Genomic DNA, 18,249 nt, shown 5'->3' on the forward strand with positions numbered 1-18,249 from the left:
GGGCCGTGTTGGGCGCGCTTCTAGATCACTGCGGCACGCTCTCTGGCGCGCAGGTCCTTGCGCAGAATCTTGCCAGACGACGACTTGGGAATCACGTCGATGAACTCGACCGCTCGCACCTTCTTGTGCGGGGCGACCCGCTCAGTGACGAATGCCATGACTTCCTCGGCCGTGACGAAAGACTCAGCCACGACGACGACGAAGGCTTTCGGAATCTCCTGGCCGTCGGCATCCGCTGCGCCGATCACCGCCGCGTCCGCGATCTCGGGGTGGGTGAGCAGCAGCGCCTCGAGTTCGGCCGGCGCGATCTGGTACCCCTTGTACTTGATCAGCTCCTTGCTGCGGTCGACGATGGTGACCTCACCGAGTGCACTGACCGTGGCGATATCGCCGGTGTGCAGAAAACCGTCGGCGTCGATGGTCTCGCGGGTCGCTGCGTCATTATTGAGGTAGCCGAGCATCACGTTCGGACCGCGCACGAGCAGCTCACCGGGTTCGCTGGACCCGACTGAGGGAACCTCGATCTCTTCCCCGGTTTCGGTCGAGACGAGCTTGCAGTCCATGTTCGGCACGGTCACCCCGACCGAGGCACGCGACAGGTGCACAGCGTCGATCGGGATCAGGTGGCTCACGGGGCTGACCTCGGTCATGCCGTAGCCCTGCAGAATGCGGCAGTCCAGCCGGGATGCCACGGCCGCGGCGAGGGCGCCGTCGAGCGGTGCCGCCCCCGAGAGAATCGTGTGCACACTCGACAAATCGTAGCTTTCGACGAGCGGATGCTTCGCCACGGCCACCGCAATCGGCGGCGCGATAAACACGTAGCTGCAGCGGTGGTCCTGGATCATGCGCAGAAACTCGACGAAGTCGAACCTGGCCATGGTGACGAGCGCGGCCCGCTGTTTGAAGGCGAGGTTGAGTAGAACCGTCATCCCGTAGATGTGATAGAACGGCAGCAGCGCGAGCACCTTGTCTTCGGGCACGACCCCGATCAGGTCACGGGCCTGCTGCACGTTCGCGACGAGGTTGCGGTGGCTGAGCATGACGCCCTTCGGCGCCGCGGTCGTGCCCGAGGAGTAGGGCAGAACGGCCACGTGCGTGGCCGCCTCGATGCTCACGACGGGCGCTGCGGCATCCGCTTGGAGAAGATCAGCCAGAGACGGATGCCCCGGCTCACCGTCGATCACTACGATGCACTCGTTCGAGATGCCCGCCGCGTGTGCTGCCGCCCGGGCACCGGCCAGCAGCGGTGCGATGGTCACGAGCCAGGTCGCACCGGAATCATCGAGCTGGCGTTTGATGTCGTCGGGGGTGTAGAGCGAGTTGATGGTGGTCACCGTTGCGCCCGCGCGCAGGATGCCGTGGAAGACGGCCGTGAACTCCGGTGTGTTCGGGCAGAGCAGGCCCACGACCGTGCCGGTGCCGACGCCGCGCTCGGCGAGAGAGCCGGCCACCCGGGTGATCTGATCGACCAGGGTGCGATAGCTGATCATGGCACCGCTGGCCCCGTCGATGACAGCGGTGCGGTCCAGTTCGGTCTCGCTGAGGTCGCCGAACAGATAGTCAAAAATGCTCAGGTCGGGAATCTCAACGGGAGCGTAGGGGCTCGTGAACACGGGGATCTCCTTTGATCGGGTGTGGCCTGCACACGCTACCGCCCTGCGCTGCCGTGAAACTGTGCATCCGGCCCCAGTCGTCACTGCTCGTTCACCTGCCGGTTACCCGGGGCGACATTGCTGTTGGTGGGGCCTGCCTAACGTGAGGGAGCGTACTGCCCTCGACTCAGGAAGGTTTCACGTGGCAATCCACAGTGCTTCTTCACGCAGTGCTTCTTCACGCAATACTTCTGCCCGCACCGCCAAGACGGCGCTTGCCGCCGGTGCCGCCGTCCTGCTCACCCTGAGCCTCGCATCGTGCTCGACGGACACCGCCGACACGACCGGCAACGATGCGGCCGGCGTGAGCTACGCCGCCGACGAGAACACCCTTGTTTTCGGAGTGGTTCCCGACTCGGTGGACACGCAGACCAACTACCAGCCGCTGATGGACTACGTCGAGCAGGAGACCGGCAAGACAGTGGAATACCACGAGTCGACCGACTACGCCGCCCTGATCGAGGCCGCGATCGCCGGCAAGATCGACGTGGCCTCGTTCTCCGGCTTCACCTACATCACCGCGACCAATAGCGGAGCGGCCATCACCCCGATCTCCTCGATCGTCACGACCGCGGGTGCGGCGCCCGGGTACTACTCGCAGGCGATCGTGCCGACCGACAGCGCGATCACGTCGCTGACGGAATTCGCCGGCAAGAAGGTCTGCTTCGTTGACCCGTCATCGACGAGCGGCTACCTGTTTCCCTCGTACAATCTGCTCGAAGCGGGCGTTGACCCGGTCGCCGACGTGACCCCGGTGTTCGCCGGCAAGCACGACGTGAGCGTGCAGAAGGTCGGCGAGGGCAAGGAGTGCGAGGTCGGTTTCGCCGAAGACAGCGAAGTCGCCAAGAGCGACCAGGTCAAGGTCATCGCCGAGACCATGGTTCCCGGTGCCCCGATCGTCGTCTCCGACACCCTGCCGGCCGAACTCAAGACTCGACTGGCCGCGGTGCTCGGCGAGGTCACCATCGAGGACATCATCGCGTCCGGAGTGAAGAGCGCGGATACCCAGGCCTTTCGCGACACGTTCTACGCCACCGAGCCGGTCGATGACCAGTACTACGACACCATCCGCGATATTTGTGTGAAGACGTCGGCGGCCCAATGCCAGGGCTGACCGAGCCCTTTCGCTCGCTCACCGGCTCCGCTCTCGAGGTGCAACCGGTGATCGACGTGCGCGGTGTCACGAAAACCTTCGGGGAGACCACGGCCCTGAACAATGTGTCGCTCACTGTTGCCCGCGGCGAAATTGTCGTATTGCTCGGACTGTCGGGTTCGGGCAAGTCAACCCTGCTACGGCACCTCGACGGCCTCGACCGGCCCGACTCGGGAACGGTGACCGTGCTCGGCGCGGCGGTGTCGCGTCTCACGGGCCGTCCGCTGCGTGCCCTACGCGGTCAGGTCGGCTTTGTCTTTCAGCAGTTCGAGCTGGTCGGTTCGCTGACCGTGCTCGAAAATGTGCTCACCGGCGCCCTGTTTCAGGTGCGGGGGCCGCGCCTCGGCCTCTGGGGTTATCGCCGCGCCCTCAAGCTGGCCGCCCTCGGCCTTCTCGACCGGGTCGGCCTGCTCACACAGGCCTATCAGCGCGCCGACACGCTTTCGGGCGGGCAGCAGCAGCGAGTGGGGATCTCCCGGGCACTCATGCAAAATCCGTGCATTCTGCTGGCCGACGAACCGGTCGCCTCGCTCGACCCGGAATCCAGTGATCAGGTCATGGCGCTGATTCGCGAGATCGCGCTCGACCAGGGCCTCACCGTGGTGTGTAGCCTGCATCAGGTCGACCTCGCCCTGTCCTGGGGCGATCGCATTGTGGGGTTGCGGCACGGCGAGGTTGTGCTCGACACGCCCGCGGCGGGTCTCAGCAAGGCCGAGGTCATGGAGATCTACGGCCGTGTCGCCACCACGACCGCGGAACCGGGCACGATCGCGAACGAGCTCAAGACCAGTGCTGCTGTCGGCGTGCCCGTCGAGGAAACGGCCAGGAGTGACCTGGTCGACGCGACGTGGGAGCCGCGACGGTGACCGGCACCACGGTCGATCTGCTCGATAGGGTACCGCGGCGTCGCCTGTCACCCGAGAAGATCGCGGCCGGGCTGACGCTGCTGGCGCTCGTGCTCACCTCCGTCGTCTCACTGGTGGGCATCGATATTTCGATCCCGCAGATGATTGCGAGTTGGTCGAACGCCCAGAACTTCTTCGAACGGGTCGGCTTGATCAGCTTTCCCGAACCGGGGGAGCTGCTCCACCTGACCGGTCTCACGGTCGGGCTCGTGCTCTGCGGAACCCTGTTCGCGGCCTGCATCTCGGTGCCGCTGGCCTTTCTTGCTGCCGCCAACACGACGCCCGGCCGCGGCTGGATGGTGGGCGGGCGTTTTATCGGCGTGCTGTGCCGAGCGGTGCCGGACGTCGTGCTCGCCATGGTTTTCGTGCTGATGTTCTCGCTCGGGTCGCTGCCGGGAATTTTGGCCATCGGCATCCACTCGATCGGCATGATCAGCAAGATGTTCGCCGACGCGATCGAGCAGATCGATGAGGGGCCGCGGCTGGCGATTCGCGCGGCGGGCGGCTCGAAACTGCAGGAGTTCGCCGCGGGCGTGCTGCCGCAGGTGCTGCCGTCCTGGGTCGCGACCGTTCTGCATCGCAACGACATCAACCTGCGGGGCTCGGTCATTCTTGGTTACGTCGGCGTTGTCGGCCTCGGCCTGGAAATGTCCTACGCCTTCAAGTCGCTGAACTATTCGCTCGGCCTCGGCATCGCGCTTGTCATCTTCGCCCTCTGCGTGATCATGGAAATCGTCTCCAGCGCCGTGCGCACCATGATGCTCGGTACCGGCCCGACTGGGCGCGGCCTCGATGATCGCCCGTTGCGCCGTCTGTCGATCACCGGTCGCCGCCGTACCCTGGCCACCCGCGCCGCACCACGTCAAGCGGATGCCCGCAGCCGCGACCTTCGCCGCCCATGGAACGCCGCTCGCCGCCGCACCACAGCGTGGGGCTGGGCCGCGGCGCTCGTCGTGGTCGGCAGCGTCATCATCTCCGACATCCACTGGGGCGACTTTGCAACCGTCTGGGCCTACCTGCCCGAGACCGCGGCAAAATTCTGGCCGCCGAGTTTTGGCAGTTACGACGCGCCCACCATGTTCTCCGCAATGGGCGAGACGATCGCGATCGCCCTCGCCGCGACGATCCTCACGATCATCGCCTCCATCGTGATCGGTTCGCTCGCGGCCCGCAACGTGGCACCGAACCCGCGGGTGCGCAGCGGGATGCGACTGTTTCTCGTCACGATCCGTGGCATCCCCGAGATCATCCTGGCCATCGTGCTCATCGTCGTGACCGGCCTCGGCACCCAGGCCGGCACCATCGCCCTCGCAATCGGCGGCGTGGGCCTGCTCGGCAAGCTGCTCGCCGACTCGCTCGAGGAGGTCAAGCCCGGTCCGGAACAGGCGCTGACTGCGGCCGGTGCGACCCGACTGCAGGTGTACGCCGGCGCCACGGCGCCCCAGGGCATGAAGGCCCTGATCGGTCACAGTTTCTACATGCTCGACACCAACATTCGCGCGGCCACCATTCTCGGGCTCGTGGGCGGCGGCGGGGTGGGATACTTTCTGCTCAACGCCGGCCAGGGCTCACGCTACGACCTGGTCGCGACCATCGTGCTGATGATTCTGGCGGCCGTGCTCGTCATCGAGGGCCTCGCTGTGTGGATGCGCCGGGTGTTCCGGTGACCGCCTTCGACGTCGTCGTCGTCGGCAGCGGCATCGTCGGCCTCGGGCACGCGCTCGCCGCGACCGACCGGGGTCTGTCCGTTGTCGTCGTGGACCGCGCGGCGGCCCTGCACGGGGCATCCGTTCGTAATTTCGGGCACCTGTGTTTCACCCCGCAGACTGGCCTGGCCCGTGAATTCGCGCAGCGATCGCGCCCGCTGTGGCGGAGGCTCGCAACGGATGCCGGTGTCTGGCTGCGCGAATCGGGCACGGTCGTCGTAGCACGGCACGACGACGAAACGGCTGTGCTGCGCGAGCTGGCAGCCCAGCGCGGGACCGAGTCGGTCTTCGGCGTCGGGCAGCCCGACGTCGTGCTGTGGAGCGCCGCTGAGGTCGAGGCTCGCCTGCCACTGGCTGCCGGCACGTCGAGGGGCGGAGCCGTTCTGCCTTGGGACCTGCAGATCGATCCGCGTCAGGCCGGTGCCGGCCTCGCCGCCTATCTCGCGAGTCGGGGAGTCGCGTTTCGCTACCGCACCGCCGTGACTGCCGTGTGTCCGGGGCGGGTCACGACCACCCGCGGGCCGATCGACGCTGGAACGGTCGTCGTGGCGGTCAACCACGACATCGACCAGCTCTACCCGGAGGTCGCGGAGCGGGACGGCATTTTGCGGTGTGGCCTCGACATGCTGCGCGTCGATGCCGGCCTGCGCGCGCCGCTGCCCGCGCCGGTGCTCACCGGCTGGTCGCTGCTGCGCTACGGAGCTTTTGCGACGCTGCCAAGCGCTGCCGATCTGGGCGACCGGTTGCGGCGGGAGTACCCGGCGCTGGCCGAGCTGGACCTCAACCAGATGTACACCCAATTGCCCGACGGCTCGCTGATCGTGGGGGACACCCACTATCGCGGGGCATCCGTTTCTCCATTCCAGAATGAGAACGCGTTCGAGCAGCTGCTAGAGCTCACCGGCGACCTGTTCGGCGTGCCGCGCCCGCGCGTGCTCGAACGGTGGCAGGGTATCTACGCCTCGGGCCGTGCCGACTTTCTCATTGACGAACCCGAACCCGGCGTGCACCTCGTGGCGGCCACGACCGGAATCGGTATGACGACCGGTCTCGGCCTCGCCGAGCACGTCATTGCCGGCGTCTGTGACTCACCCATCCCCTCCCTGAAAGGCACCTCATGAGCACCGCACCCCTCTCTCTCGATTTTGACCTAAACGATTTCGACCCCGAAGACGTTGGCGTTGAACTCGTCGTGTTCGACATGGCCGGCACCACGGTGAGCGACGACGGACTCGTCGAGCGGGCGTTTGTGCTCGCCGCCGAGCGCAGCGGCCTGGCCGACACCGCCGACGAGTCGGCGGAAGCCGTTGCGTTCGTGCGCGAGACCATGGGGCAGTCCAAGCTCGATGTCTTTCGCGGGTTGACCGACTCCGACGAAGCGGCCGTCGCAGCGACAGCAGCGTTCGAAACCGCCTACGGTGAACTCGTCGAGCAGGTCGGTGTGACGGCGATCGCCGGCGCGGCTGAGCTGTTTCAGGAACTCCGTGGCGCCGGAGTGAAGGTCGCCCTCGTCACCGGATTCGCCCGTGCCACGCAGAACACGCTCATCGAGAAGCTCGGCTGGAGCGACCTCATCGACGTCAGCCTCTGCCCGGCCGAAGCCGGTCGTGGCCGCCCGTACCCCGACCTGCCGCTCACCGCGCTGCTGCGCACCGGGGCATCCAGCGTCGCGGCCGTGGTCGTCGTCGGCGACACCGCGAGCGACATGCTCTCCGGCGTGAACGCCGGCGCCGGCCTGGTCGTGGGTGTGCTGACCGGCACGCACGACAGCGAGACCCTCGACGATGCCGGAGCCGACGTCGTTATCGCGAGCGTCGCCGACCTCGCCGAACTGCTGGGCCTGCGTGAGGAAACGATCGAGTAACCATGCCCGAACACGATCCGCACGCTGAACCTGCTCCCGTGCCCGCCCCGACGCTCGCCCCGACGCTCGCCGCCGGGCGGGAGGTTGTGTTGCCGCGGGCCGCCGAAGCCATGGTCTGGTCGGGCATCGGTCTGCCGTTGGAGCGAGTGGCCGTACCGGGCGTGCTGCTCCGGCCCGGCGACGTGCTGGTCGAGGTCGAATTGGCCACGATCTGCGGCTCCGACGTGCACACGGCGCTGGGGCACCGACCGGCCGCGAAACCGCTCGTGCTCGGGCACGAGCAGGTCGGCCGCATCGTCGCGACCACTCAACAGTCATATGCCGCAAATGGAATGCCTGTACGCGTGGGGCAGCGTGTGGTCTGGTCGGTCACCGTGAGCTGCGGAACGTGCCCGCGTTGTCGCCGCGGCCTGCCCCAGAAATGCCTCGAGCTGGCCAAATACGGCCACGAACGGATGCAGCGTGGCTGGGAACTCAGCGGCGGCTTCGCCACTCACGTGCAGGTGCGCGCCGGAACGGCGATCGTGGTCGTGGACGAGCAGGTTCCGGCGACGGTGCTCGCGCCGGCCTCCTGTGCGACCGCAACGGCCGTCGCAGCGCTGGGGGCGGCCTCCGCTCTCGTCCCGCTGGCCGGAGCAACCGTGCTGGTGACCGGTGCCGGAATGCTCGGCGTGACCGCCTGCGCGATGGCGACGGATGCCGGTGCCGTCGTGGTCGTCAGCGACCCGGATACGGCCCGCAGGCGGCTCGCGCTGGACTTCGGGGCCGCGGCCGTCGCTGACCCGAGTGCACCCGGCGAGTCGCCGGCCGGGGCCGCGAGCGTGCTCGCCGCGCTCGCGCAGGCCGGCGCGGCCGAGCCGACGATCGCGCTCGAACTGAGCGGTGCCCGGCCCGCCGTGCACACCGCCCTGGACCTGATCGGCATCGGGGGCGTGGTCGTGCTCGTCGGGAGCGTTTCGCCCGGGGATCCGGTGCTGCTCGACCCCGAGTCGGTCGTGCGCCGCCTGGTCACCCTCCGCGGCGTGCACAACTACACGCCGGGCGATCTGCAGCAGGCGGTGGACTATCTCAGCGGAGCCTGGCACCGGCATCCGTTTTCAGCCCTCGTCGGCACGACCTTTCCGCTGGAGAAAACGGATGACGCTCTCGCGCTGGCCGCAACCGCCCGCCACCGGCGCGTGGGAATCACCCCGCAGCCGCCCGCGACCCTCGGCTGACGCACTCAGACGGTCCGCTTCTGCGGGTGGCCGAGAACTGGGGCTAGCTGGTGCCGCCGGGGGGACCGATGCTGAGCAGGGTCGCCATGATCGACACCAGAGCGATCCCCATGATGCCGGCCAGTAAAACCGGACGGGCCAGCATCCAGCGCAGCAGGGCGCTCAGCCGGGTGTGATCGCGGGGGTCGGCCGTGCGCGTGAGGCGCCAGCCCCCACCGAGAGCGCCGCGGCGTTCGAGGGCCCGGTTGAACGGGATCGTCGCGAACGGAATGACCGCCGTGAGGCAGGCGAGCGCGATCAGCCGTGCGTTCCAGTGCTGGTTGACGCCGATGAACACGGCCGTCATGCCGTAGGCGATGAAGACCAGACCGTGCGCAAAGCCGCCGATCTGCACGCCCCATTCTCCGGCCTGCGCGACGTATTTCAGCAGCATGCCGGTAATCAGCAGCGCCCAGGTGATCGTCTCGGCAATGGACACACAGCGGTACAGCGAGCGGGGAGACACGAGGACACTCCAGAGGTCGGCAGGTGGGGTGGGCAGGCCCAGTCTTTCAGACCGTGCCTCGTGAAGCTGAGAGCCCGCCACGAGTGTGTGCAATTCTCTCAACGAGCGGTTGCGCACGAAACGCACTCGTAATGGGTGAACCGAACATGGGGCGTCGCGAGAGCACGCAGCGCGAAACAAGCCTGTGTCAACTGGTTCGAAAGCTAGGATGCCGCGATTCTCGGCCATCGTGGCCTCGGGAACCAGCAGGGCCATCGGCAGCGCCGGACGAACCTTTACGGCCTCGTTCCACGGCCTCGTTCTACGCCCCTGGAATCATGGAGGCGACCCTGCTGGTGTCGTCGAGCTTGGTGCATTCGAGCAGGTGGAGGCCGGCGTGGCCTCCGTGGTTTCGACGTACTCGGGCTGGCTCCAGTCGATATCGGGGGAGTAGATCAATGCGACAGAGCTGGTCACGGCGCGCTCCTGCACGAGAAAATGGTGAACACCGACTATCGGGCGACGAGCGCCTGGGCGATGACCGAGGTGAAGAAGGTGAGGCCGTCGACGCCGCTCGCCATGGCGTCGTCGGTGTCGGGACCGAACCCGGCCTCGACGGCGTGCTCGGGGTGCGGCATGAGGCCGACGACGTTGCCGCGGGCGTTGGTCACGCCGGCGATGTCATTGAGCGACCCGTTCGGGTTGCCGCCGATGTAGCGGGCCACGATGCGGCCCTCGCCCTCGAGCGCCTTGAGGGTTTCGTCGGAGGCTATGAACGAGCCCTCGCCGTTCTTGAGCGGAATGACGATCTCGGCGTTGGCGGCGAACCCGGCGGTCCAGTCGCTCCTGGTGTTCTCGATGCGCAGGCCCTGGTCGCGGCAGATGAAGCGGCCCTGTTCGTTGCGAATGAGACCGCCATCGAGCAGGTGGGCCTCGGTGAGCATCTGGAATCCGTTGCAGATACCGAGCACGGGCATGCCCGCGTTCGCCGCGTCGATGACCTCGGTCATGATCGGCGAGAGGCTCGCTATGGCGCCGGCCCGCAAGTAGTCGCCGTAGCTGAACCCGCCGGGCAGCACGAGGGCGTCGACACCGTGCAGGTCGTGGTCGCCGTGCCAGAGGGCTACGGCGTCGGCGCCGGCCAGGCGAATCGCGCGCACAGCGTCGCGATCATCGAGCGATCCGGGAAAGGTGACGACGCCGATGCGCATCAGGCGACCGCTGACGAGGGAGCGTCCTGAACGTGGATGCCGACGACATCCTCGATCACGGAGTTCGACAGCACGGTGTCGGCGAGCTCACGCACGGCCGCGAGGGTGGCGGCATCCGCGTCACCCTCAATAGAAATCTCGAAGCGCTTGCCAACGCGCACACCGAGAAACTGGGTCTGACCGAGCCGACCGAGGGCGCCGGCGACGGCCTTGCCCTGGGGGTCAAGCAACTCGGCCTTGGGCATTACTTCGACGACGATCGTTGGCACAGGGCACTCCGCATACAGTCTGGGGCTTATTGTCGTGGCAAATCTCTCCAATTCTACAGGCCGGGCCCGACCGGCCCGGCCCGCTTCGGTGCGGGCCTATTCAGCACGCCGCCGGTCTACTGCGCTACGCCGCTTTGGCCGAGCAGAATGCCGCGCAGCACATCGCGCACGGCGGAGACACCGTCGTAGGTCTCGACGAAACTCGTGCTGAGCGGGGCGAGGCCGAGCCGCAGACCGTTCGGTGCCCGAAAATCGGGAATCACGTCGTTGTCCCACAGAATCTTCGTCACCTGACGCATGAGCGGATGGTTGATGGTCACGTGACCGCCGCGATGCGTCTGCTCCCGCGGCGAGGCCACCGTGACCCCCATCGGCGCGAGCCACTCATCGACGAGGGCGATTGCGAACTCGGTCAGCGCGACCGACTTGGCCCGCACCGAACCGATCGTGGCTTCCTCGAGCATGGCGATGGTGTCCTGCATGGCAAGCATGCCCACCACAGGGGGTGTACCGCTTATGAATCGACGGATGCCGGTGGCCGGCAGATACCCCGGCCCCATCTCGAAGATGGCTTGGACTCCCATCCAGCCCTGAATCGGCTGGGTCAGCACATCGTGCAGGTCGCTCTTGACATAGCCGAACGCCGGTGCGCCCGGCCCGCCGCTCAGGTATTTGTAGGAGCAGCCGACCGCGAGGTCGACGTCGCAGCCGTCGAGCTCGATCGGCACCGACCCGACTGAATGGCTGAGGTCCCAGAGCACGAGAGCGTCGTGCTCGTGGGCGATGGCGGTAATGGCCTGCATATCGGCGAGGTAACCGGAGCGATAGGCCACATGACTGAGCAGCACGAGCGAGGTCTGCGGGCCGATCACTCGGCGCACCTGGTCGGCGGTGACCCCGCCCTCGGTGTCGGATTCGATCCACCGGAGAGTGAGGCCGCGCTCTCGCGCTATGCCCTCGAGAATGTAGCGGTCGGTGGGAAAGTTGTCGCTGTCGAGCACGATTTCGGTGCGGTGCGGGCGCGAATCCACGGCGGCGCGGGCCAGTTTGTAGAGCAGAACGGTGGTGGAGTCGCCGACGAAGACCTGCCCGGGAGCGGCACCGAGGGCGACCCGACCGAGGTCGTCGCCAATCTGCAGGGGAAGCTCCATCCACTGTTCGTCCCAGCCGCGAATGAGCCGGGTGCCCCAGTCCTTCTGCAGAAAGTCGGCGATGCGTTCCGCGCTCGCCCGCAGCGGGCGGCCGAGCGAGTTGCCGTCGAGGTAGGAACGGGGGTTGGCGGTGTCGGGGTCGGCATCGGTGCCGAGAAACCGGGCGCGATAGTGCGCCAGGCCGTCGATGCGGTCCATGCGCCGCGCGAAGGCGAGGTGGGCGTCAAGGCCGGTCGTGGGGCCGGGAGCACTGTTAAACGTGGGAGTCATGTGAGAACCTCGAGTTCGGGGCGGGTGAGAGCGCGAGCGGTGCAGAGCCAGTCGGTGAAATCATCGGGGTCTCGTGGCCGTTCGCCCGGAATAAAGGTAACCCGATTGTCGGGCAGGGTCAGGCCGAGCGGTGCGGGCGCGCAGAGAGCGGTCAGTACCTCGTCGGGCGTCAGGCCTGCGCCGAGCAGCGCGCCGATCTCGCCGCGATTCAGCCCGAGCGGGAGCGGCCCGTTGCCGAGGTCGGTGCCGTACAGCACCCGGCCGCCGGCCGCATGAAACCGGCGCAGATTGTCGCTCGCGATCTCGAAAGCAGCGGTGGGGCGGCCCCAGCCGTGCATGTCGAGGGTGCTGATCCAGGTCATGCGGGCAGCCATCGCGGCCACCAGGTCGCCGGCGAGGCGCTCCGAAAACGGGGTGTGCGCGAACGCATCAACGCCGGCCGTGAACGCGCGATGGGCCTGTCCGGAACCCTCGGCGTGCGCGACGACCGGCAGACCGCGTTCGTGCGCCCGGTCCACAACCGCGGCCAGCGCCTCGGCGTCCAGTACCGGCCCGACCAGGGAGTTCAGGGTGACTTTCAGAACGGATGCCCCGGCTGCAGCCTGTAGATCCACCGCTGTGGCGGCATCTGCTCTGGTCGTCACCTCGCAGCTCCAGCCGCGCTCGGCCCAGCCGGCGCGGGTGGGATAGCCGCCGGGAGCGGTGACAAACTGATGCGCGTATGCCAGATCAGGCATAGACGTGCGGAGGCCATCGTGCAGCCAGCCGCCGAGGTCGAGCACCCGGGCGATGCCGCCGCTGGGTAGGCGGCTCGGGTCGATCAGGGCCAGGTGCACGTGCGCATCGACAAAGCCCGGCAGTACGGTTCCGCGACCGACAAGAAAATAACTGGTCACGCCCCGATCTCCGTGCGCACCGCGAAAAGCTCCGGAAAGAAGGTGAGTTCGAGGGCCTTCTGCAGAAAGGCCGCGCCGCTCGACCCGCCGGTGCCCTGCTTCATGCCGATGATGCGCTGCACGGTCTTCAGGTGGCGAAACCGCCAGAGTTGAAAGTTGTCCTCGAGGTCGACGAGTTCTTCGCAGGCCTCATAGGCGGCCCAGTGCTCGGTAGCGTTCTCGTATATTCCCCGAAAGGTATGCACGAGTTCGGGGTGGAACGTCCAGGCCTCGGTCACGTCGCGCGCGAGCACGGCGGCGGGAATGTTGTAGCCAGCCCGGTGCAGGAAGCGCAGAAACTCGTCGTAGAGGCTAGGCGCATCGAAGGTGGCGGTCAGCAGCGCGTGGGCCGGTGCATCCGCTTCGAAGACCGTGAGCATGCGACGGTTCTTGTTGCCGAGCGCGAACTCGACCGCGCGGTACTGGTGGGACTGAAAGCCACTGGAGTTGCCGAGGAAGTTCCGAAACTGACCGTATTCGGTCGGGGTGAGGGTCGCGAGCACCGACCACTGCTCGGTGAGGGTGCGCTGAATGTGCTTGACCCGGGCGATGCCCTTGAGGGCCGGCGCGAGCTGATCCTGCCGCAGCGCCTCGATGGCTGCTTGCAACTCGTGCAGCACGAGCTTGAGCCACAGCTCGGTGGTCTGGTGTTGAATGATGAAGAGCAGTTCGTCGTGGTGTTCCGGAACGCTGACCGGCTTCTGCGCGTCGAGCAGGGTCGACAGGTCGAGGTAGGACCCGTAGCTCATCTTTTCTCGAAAATCGGTGACGATCTCGGGGTCGAATTCACGGGTGTTGTTCTTGAGGGTCATCGGGTTCCTTCGGCTTGATCAAATTGTGCGCCGGTTGCGGCCACGGGCGCAACACCGGGGCGAACCGTCAAGGTCAAAGTTCTAGACTGGAGCGTATGACCTCGCCGACCCGAAAGCCCCAGGATGGCGTGCCAGCCCCGTCTGCACCCGAGCGCACCGCGCCACTGCCGCCCCGCCGCCGCGACGCCCGGCTGAACCGTGACCGGCTCATTGCCAGCGCCCGCACCCTGCTGGCCCAGCACGGTGTCGACGCCTCGCTCGAGGCGATCGCGCGTCAGGCCGAAGTTGGCGTGGCCACGCTCTACCGCAATTTTCCGACCCGCGACGACCTCGTGCGCGTGCTCTATGACCTCGCACTCGCGCAACTGCACGCGGTGCGTGGCGAGATCGAGGCCGCGCCCACGCCGTGGGAGGCGCTTGTCATCTACACCGAACGGGTCGCCGAATGGCTTGTCGCTGACCCCTCTCTGCCGCCGATCCTGCGGCGGATGGCCGTGCTCGAGCCCTCGGCGCGGCCGGCCGCGGAGTTCGACGGCTTCATCGCGAGCCTCGTGGCCCGCGCCAAGAGGGACGGCACGCTGCGCCGGGATGTCGACGCGGTCGATCTCGCCGTACTCGTCACCATGGTCGGGTCGCTCGGAGGTCTCGGCGCCGGCTATGCGGGCCAGTGGCGCCGCCAGCTGTCCATTGTTCTCGACGGCCTGCGGGCGGCTGACGCGCCGCGGCCCAGGCTGCCTGGCCGCCCCCTCAACGTCAAGGAGTACCAGGCCACCGTGCACGGCCTGACCCGCCGGGCGGCCCGCGCCGCCCTCTGAGCGTTAGGGCGTCGCGACCGGCTTCTGCGTTAGAACGTCGCTACCGGCTCGATTGCGGATGCCGCGGCGTCGTTGGTGCGGTCTGCCGCGCGCACCCGGATGTGGTTCGCCCACGGGTCGTCGAAGTCGAGGGTCTGCCCGTCGTGACGGGTGTCGACTTTGTAGTGGGTCATCCGCTCCTCTCGGGCACCCACGTCGTCGGTGCTGGGCACGATGATGCTGACCTCGCCGAGCCCCAAGGCGAGGCGTCGCTTGCCGCTGCCCGAACTCTCCCAGGTGTTCATAGCCATGTGGTGGTGGTAGCCGCCGGTGGAGACGAACAGGGCCGCCGGGCCGAAGCTTGCGGTCGCCTCGAAGCCGAGACGGTTCACGTAGAATTCGCGGGCGCTCGCAACGTCGCCGACCGAGAGGTGAACGTGGCCCACGGTGGCGTGACCAGCGCTCGGCTCTGCCGACAGGTGCTCAGAAATGAATGCGTTCGGGTCGAGGTAGAGCGAGGCCATTTCGACCTGGCCGTGGGTCCAGCTCCAGAGGGTGCGGTCGCGGTCCCAGTACAACTCGATACCGTTGCCCTCCGGGTCGGTGAAGTAGAAGGCCTGGCTGACGAGGTGATCCGCGCTGCCGGTGAATGTCCCGGGAGACTTCGTGCCGATTGAGTCGACCGCGGCGGCGAGATCGGCCTGCGTGTCGAACAGAATGGCCGTGTGATACAGCCCGGCCGAGCGCGGTTCGGCGGCTGTGAGCTCGGGGGCGTGCTGCAAAATCACGAGCGGGATCTGGCTGCGACCGAGCACCGCGACTGGTCCCTCCTGGCTCAGGAGCTCAAGGGTCACGACGTCGCGGTAGTAGGCGATCATGGCGCCGAGGTTACCCACGCGCAGGGTCACCGCGCCCATGCCGGTGTCGGCGGCCAGCAGATCTTTCGCAGTAAGAGTCACAGCAGTCTGAACTCCGGTGTGGGCCCGGCTATTCCGCGATCCGCGGGCGAACGGTCCCCCCTTCGCCCATCAGCGTGCGGAAAGCACCATTCGGGCGGTGATGACCGCCGCCCGGCACCCCGACCTGGTGCGGGAGGTCAGGCGCTGGTCAGGCGCTGGAGCAGTTCTCGGTAGCGGGCCGCGGTCTGCTCCACGATCTCGGTCGGTAGCGCGGGCGGGGTGCCGGCACCATCCCAGTGCGCGGATAGCCAGTTGCGCACGATCTGCTTATCGAAGCTCGCCATGCGGGTCTCCGCGGTGGTGCCGGTGTGCCAGGCCTTGGCGTCCCAGTAGCGGCTGGAGTCGCTCGTGAGCACCTCGTCGGCGAGTACGGTCACGCCGGTCTGTCGGTCAGCTCCGAACTCGAATTTGGTGTCGGCGAGAATGACGCCGGCCTTCTCGGCGATCGTTCCGGCGGTCTGGAACAGGGCCAGTGAAAGGTCGCGCAGCTCGGCGGCGATAACGGGCCCAACCAGTTCGACGGTGCGCTCGAAGGAGATGTTCTCGTCGTGCTGGCCCATCGGAGCCTTCCAGGCCGGGGTGTAGATGGGTTCGGGCAGCCGGTCGCCGTTCTGCAGTCCGGCCGGCAGCATAATGCCGCACACCGACTGGGAGTGCAGGTATTCCTTCCAGCCGCTGCCGGTGAGGTAACCGCGCACAACACATTCGATCGGGTACATATCGAGGGTGCGGCAGAGCATTGCCCGCCCGGCGACACTGGCGGGAATGAGCGCGCGAACCGTGCTGCCGACCAGTTCGTGGTCGGCGACGAGGTGGTCGGGAATGCCGGTCAGCAGGTCGAACCACCACAGGCTCAGGGTGGTGAGCAGCTCGCCCTTGCCCGGAATGCCCGGCTCGAGCACGTGGTCGAACGCGCTCACGCGGTCGCTGGCGACCACGAGCACGCGCGACGCGCTCGTGAGCGAGGGCGCGGCATCCGTTGTTTCCACGTACAGGTCGCGCACCTTACCCGAATAGACGAGTGTCCACCCGTCGAGTGCGGCGACAGATGCTGGGGGCTGCTGATCGGATTGGCTCACCCCTGTATTCTCCCGCATCTCGCCGAGCCGTGAGTTTGGGCTGTTTTTTTCGCGAGAATCGCTTCAAACTCACGGCTCGCGGGCGGAGGAAACGGGTTAGGCGACGCGGGCGGCGATATCGGTGCGAAAGTGGGCGCCGGCGAGGGTGATCTGGCCGAGGGCCTCGTAGGCGCGGGCGCGGGCCAGGGCGAAGGAATCGCCGACGGCGACAACGCTGAGCACCCGGCCGCCGGTCGACACGAGAGTCCCGTCGACGAGCCGGGTCGCCGCGTGGGCGATCGTGACGCCGTGCACGGCCAGGGCTGCGTCGAGCCCGGTGATTTCGCGCCCCACGAGCGGGGTTTCCGGGTAGTTTTCGCTCGCGAGCACGACGGTGACGGCGACGTCGGCGGAGAACTCCGGCCGGGGGAGGGCGCCGAGCACGCCGGTCGCGGCGGCGAACAGCAGGCCAGACAGCGGCGTGACCAGGCGCGGCAGCACGACCTGCGTCTCGGGGTCTCCGAAGCGCGCGTTGAACTCGATGACGCGAATGCCGGCATTCGTCACAATGAGCCCGCAGTAGAGCAGCCCGACGAACGGGGTGCCCTCGGCGTCGAGCTGGCGCACGGTCGGTAGCGCGACGGTCTCGATGATCTCGTCGATGAATTCGTTTTCACTGCCGAACGCGGCGTCGAGCCAGGGCAGCGGCGAGTAGGCACCCATGCCGCCGGTGTTGGGGCCGGCGTCGTTGTCGAGGGCGCGCTTGTAGTCCTGGGCGGGGGAGAGCGGCAGGACGTTCTGGCCGTCACTGAGCAGAAAGAGGGAAATTTCCGGGCCGTCGAGAAATTCTTCAATGAGCACGCTGCCGTGTTCGAGCCAGAATGTGGCGTGGGCGAGGGCGGCGGGGCGATCCTCGGTGACGAGCACGCCCTTGCCTGCGGCGAGACCATCAGCCTTGACCACGTAGGGGGCGCCGAATTCGTCGAGGGCGGTTTCGGCCTCGACGAGGGTTGCGGCGCAAACGGCGCGACCGGTGGGAACGCCGGCCTCATCCATGATGCGTTTGGCGAAGGTTTTGCTGCCCTCGAGCGCGGCGGCGGCCCGGTCGGGCCCAAATACAGCCACGCCGCGGGCGCGCAGGGCGTCGGCGACCCCGGCCACGAGCGGAGCCTCCGGCCCGATCACGACGAGCTCGACGCTGTGCAGTACCGCATAGTCGGTCACGGCGACAGGGTCGTTCGGGTCGAGCGCGACAACTGGCACATCGGCCGCGATACCGGCGTTACCGGGCGCGCACACCACGCTCGGCCGCGGCTCCTCACGGAGCAGGCCGGTAATAATGGCGTGCTCGCGGGCACCGGAACCAAGGACCAGAATTTTCACAGCTTCAGGCTACCCGATGCGCCCGGCCCGCCCGATCCCGCAGACTAGACGCATGGCACGAGCACGAATAGACGACGGCGCTGGGCGGATCGCGGTGCGCAAGGCGCTTTCCGAGGGGGACAGCGCAAGTCGGGACATCCGCGCGCAAGCCGTGCGCTACACCCTTCAATTGCTCGCCGAACAGGCCGAGGGCAACACCCTCGAGGTGCGTGTGCCGCCGTTCGGTGCCGTGCAGTGCGTCGCCGGCCCACGTCACACTCGCGGCACCCCACCGAACGTTATTGAAACGGATGCCGCCACGTGGCTTCACCTCGCCACTGGCAGCCTGGCCTGGGCTGAGGGACTCGCAAGCGGTCGCATCCACGCCTCCGGTGCCCGCGCCGACCTGAGCGGACACGTGCCGGTGTTGCCAGGGCCGCCCTGACC

General features: G+C 67.4%; 18 protein-coding genes. 8 read left to right on the forward strand and 10 right to left on the reverse strand.

Translation table 11 applies throughout. The features are described 5' to 3' along the window. Positions 1 to 20: 20 nt before the first annotated feature. Positions 21 to 1,613 (reverse strand): AMP-binding protein, encoded by a 1,593-nt coding sequence (locus tag LH475_RS08695; protein ID WP_196844628.1) that lies wholly within the window; start codon positions 1,611 to 1,613, stop codon positions 21 to 23. A gap of 181 nt (positions 1,614 to 1,794) precedes the next feature. Between LH475_RS08695 and LH475_RS08700 the strand changes: the two genes are divergently transcribed. From LH475_RS08700 to LH475_RS08725, 6 genes are read left to right on the forward strand one after another with little or no spacing between them, the layout of a single operon-like run. After that, entirely contained in the window at positions 1,795 to 2,766 is a 972-nt protein-coding gene (locus LH475_RS08700) for a phosphate/phosphite/phosphonate ABC transporter substrate-binding protein (protein ID WP_297413471.1), read from the forward strand. Further along, on the forward strand, positions 2,754 to 3,671 hold the full coding sequence (gene phnC, locus LH475_RS08705) for a phosphonate ABC transporter ATP-binding protein (RefSeq protein WP_297413473.1): 918 nt from the start codon (positions 2,754 to 2,756) through the stop codon (positions 3,669 to 3,671). The genes LH475_RS08700 and phnC overlap by 13 nt, the downstream gene beginning before the upstream one ends. Further along, a complete protein-coding gene (locus LH475_RS08710) occupies positions 3,668 to 5,377 on the forward strand; it encodes an ABC transporter permease subunit (RefSeq protein ID WP_297413475.1) in 1,710 nt (569 codons plus the stop codon). Before phnC ends, LH475_RS08710 begins: the two co-directional genes overlap by 4 nt. Then, complete coding sequence (locus LH475_RS08715) at positions 5,374 to 6,537, forward strand: TIGR03364 family FAD-dependent oxidoreductase (RefSeq protein WP_297413477.1); 1,164 nt, start codon at positions 5,374 to 5,376, stop codon at positions 6,535 to 6,537. The genes LH475_RS08710 and LH475_RS08715 overlap by 4 nt, the downstream gene beginning before the upstream one ends. Continuing rightward, positions 6,534 to 7,280, forward strand: coding sequence for a phosphonatase-like hydrolase (locus LH475_RS08720; RefSeq protein WP_196844625.1), 747 nt, complete (start codon positions 6,534 to 6,536; stop codon positions 7,278 to 7,280). The genes LH475_RS08715 and LH475_RS08720 overlap by 4 nt, the downstream gene beginning before the upstream one ends. Positions 7,281 to 7,318: 38 nt before the next feature. Then, positions 7,319 to 8,497 (forward strand): alcohol dehydrogenase catalytic domain-containing protein, encoded by a 1,179-nt coding sequence (locus tag LH475_RS08725; RefSeq protein WP_297413478.1) that lies wholly within the window; start codon positions 7,319 to 7,321, stop codon positions 8,495 to 8,497. Between the two features lie 43 nt (positions 8,498 to 8,540). Here LH475_RS08725 and LH475_RS08730 read toward each other — a convergent pair whose 3' ends face one another. The 6 genes from LH475_RS08730 to kynA all read right to left on the reverse strand — a co-directional run bounded on the left by LH475_RS08730 (position 8,541) and on the right by kynA (position 13,629). After that, complete coding sequence (locus tag LH475_RS08730; RefSeq protein ID WP_196844624.1) at positions 8,541 to 9,002, reverse strand: DUF3817 domain-containing protein; 462 nt, start codon at positions 9,000 to 9,002, stop codon at positions 8,541 to 8,543. 491 nt (positions 9,003 to 9,493) lie between these two features. Next, positions 9,494 to 10,192 (reverse strand): phosphoribosylformylglycinamidine synthase subunit PurQ, encoded by a 699-nt coding sequence (gene purQ, locus LH475_RS08735; RefSeq protein WP_196844623.1) that lies wholly within the window; start codon positions 10,190 to 10,192, stop codon positions 9,494 to 9,496. Beyond that, on the reverse strand, positions 10,192 to 10,461 hold the full coding sequence (gene purS / locus LH475_RS08740) for a phosphoribosylformylglycinamidine synthase subunit PurS (RefSeq protein ID WP_196844622.1): 270 nt from the start codon (positions 10,459 to 10,461) through the stop codon (positions 10,192 to 10,194). The genes purQ and purS overlap by 1 nt, the downstream gene beginning before the upstream one ends. Positions 10,462 to 10,577: 116 nt before the next feature. Continuing rightward, positions 10,578 to 11,882, reverse strand: coding sequence for an aminotransferase class V-fold PLP-dependent enzyme (locus LH475_RS08745; protein WP_297413481.1), 1,305 nt, complete (start codon positions 11,880 to 11,882; stop codon positions 10,578 to 10,580). Then, positions 11,879 to 12,778, reverse strand: coding sequence for an amidohydrolase family protein (locus tag LH475_RS08750; RefSeq protein WP_196844620.1), 900 nt, complete (start codon positions 12,776 to 12,778; stop codon positions 11,879 to 11,881). The genes LH475_RS08745 and LH475_RS08750 overlap by 4 nt, the downstream gene beginning before the upstream one ends. Next, a complete protein-coding gene (kynA, locus tag LH475_RS08755) occupies positions 12,775 to 13,629 on the reverse strand; it encodes a tryptophan 2,3-dioxygenase (protein WP_196844619.1) in 855 nt (284 codons plus the stop codon). Before kynA ends, LH475_RS08750 begins: the two co-directional genes overlap by 4 nt. Before the next feature lie 95 nt (positions 13,630 to 13,724). Between kynA and LH475_RS08760 the strand changes: the two genes are divergently transcribed. Further along, the gene (locus LH475_RS08760; RefSeq protein ID WP_196844618.1) at positions 13,725 to 14,444 is read left to right on the forward strand and encodes a TetR/AcrR family transcriptional regulator; all 720 of its coding nucleotides are present in this window, start codon (positions 13,725 to 13,727) and stop codon (positions 14,442 to 14,444) included. Between the two features lie 29 nt (positions 14,445 to 14,473). On the opposite strand, the gene LH475_RS08765 is transcribed toward LH475_RS08760, so the two are convergent. From LH475_RS08765 to purD, 3 genes are all read right to left on the reverse strand, one after another. Continuing rightward, a complete protein-coding gene (locus LH475_RS08765; protein ID WP_196844673.1) occupies positions 14,474 to 15,340 on the reverse strand; it encodes a VOC family protein in 867 nt (288 codons plus the stop codon). A 179-nt stretch (positions 15,341 to 15,519) separates the two neighbouring features. Continuing rightward, on the reverse strand, positions 15,520 to 16,461 hold the full coding sequence (locus LH475_RS08770; protein ID WP_297413485.1) for a phosphoribosylaminoimidazolesuccinocarboxamide synthase: 942 nt from the start codon (positions 16,459 to 16,461) through the stop codon (positions 15,520 to 15,522). 96 nt (positions 16,462 to 16,557) lie between these two features. Next, positions 16,558 to 17,823, reverse strand: a complete 1,266-nt coding sequence (gene purD / locus LH475_RS08775; RefSeq protein ID WP_196844616.1) for a phosphoribosylamine--glycine ligase — start codon at positions 17,821 to 17,823, stop codon at positions 16,558 to 16,560. Between the two features lie 52 nt (positions 17,824 to 17,875). Here purD and LH475_RS08780 point away from each other — a divergent pair, with 52 nt between their 5' ends. After that, positions 17,876 to 18,247, forward strand: coding sequence for a sterol carrier family protein (locus LH475_RS08780; RefSeq protein ID WP_196844615.1), 372 nt, complete (start codon positions 17,876 to 17,878; stop codon positions 18,245 to 18,247). Positions 18,248 to 18,249 lie beyond the last annotated feature (2 nt).

The organism is Cryobacterium sp. (assembly GCF_026786305.1).
GTDB lineage: Bacteria > Actinomycetota > Actinomycetes > Actinomycetales > Microbacteriaceae > Cryobacterium.

What these genes read in the sequence shown, in the direction of transcription:
- phnC (WP_297413473.1), top strand. Translation starts at nt 2,754, where the DNA reads ATGCCAGGGCTGACCGAGCCCTTTCGCTCGCTCACCGGCTCCGCTCTC.
- LH475_RS08720 (WP_196844625.1), top strand. Translation starts at nt 6,534, where the DNA reads ATGAGCACCGCACCCCTCTCTCTCGATTTTGACCTAAACGATTTCGAC.
- purQ (WP_196844623.1), bottom strand. Translation starts at nt 10,192, where the DNA reads ATGCGCATCGGCGTCGTCACCTTTCCCGGATCGCTCGATGATCGCGAC.
- LH475_RS08745 (WP_297413481.1), bottom strand. Translation starts at nt 11,882, where the DNA reads ATGACTCCCACGTTTAACAGTGCTCCCGGCCCCACGACCGGCCTTGAC.
- kynA (WP_196844619.1), bottom strand. Translation starts at nt 13,629, where the DNA reads ATGACCCTCAAGAACAACACCCGTGAATTCGACCCCGAGATCGTCACC.
- LH475_RS08760 (WP_196844618.1), top strand. Translation starts at nt 13,725, where the DNA reads ATGACCTCGCCGACCCGAAAGCCCCAGGATGGCGTGCCAGCCCCGTCT.
- LH475_RS08765 (WP_196844673.1), bottom strand. Translation starts at nt 15,340, where the DNA reads ATGGGCGCGGTGACCCTGCGCGTGGGTAACCTCGGCGCCATGATCGCC.
- LH475_RS08780 (WP_196844615.1), top strand. Translation starts at nt 17,876, where the DNA reads ATGGCACGAGCACGAATAGACGACGGCGCTGGGCGGATCGCGGTGCGC.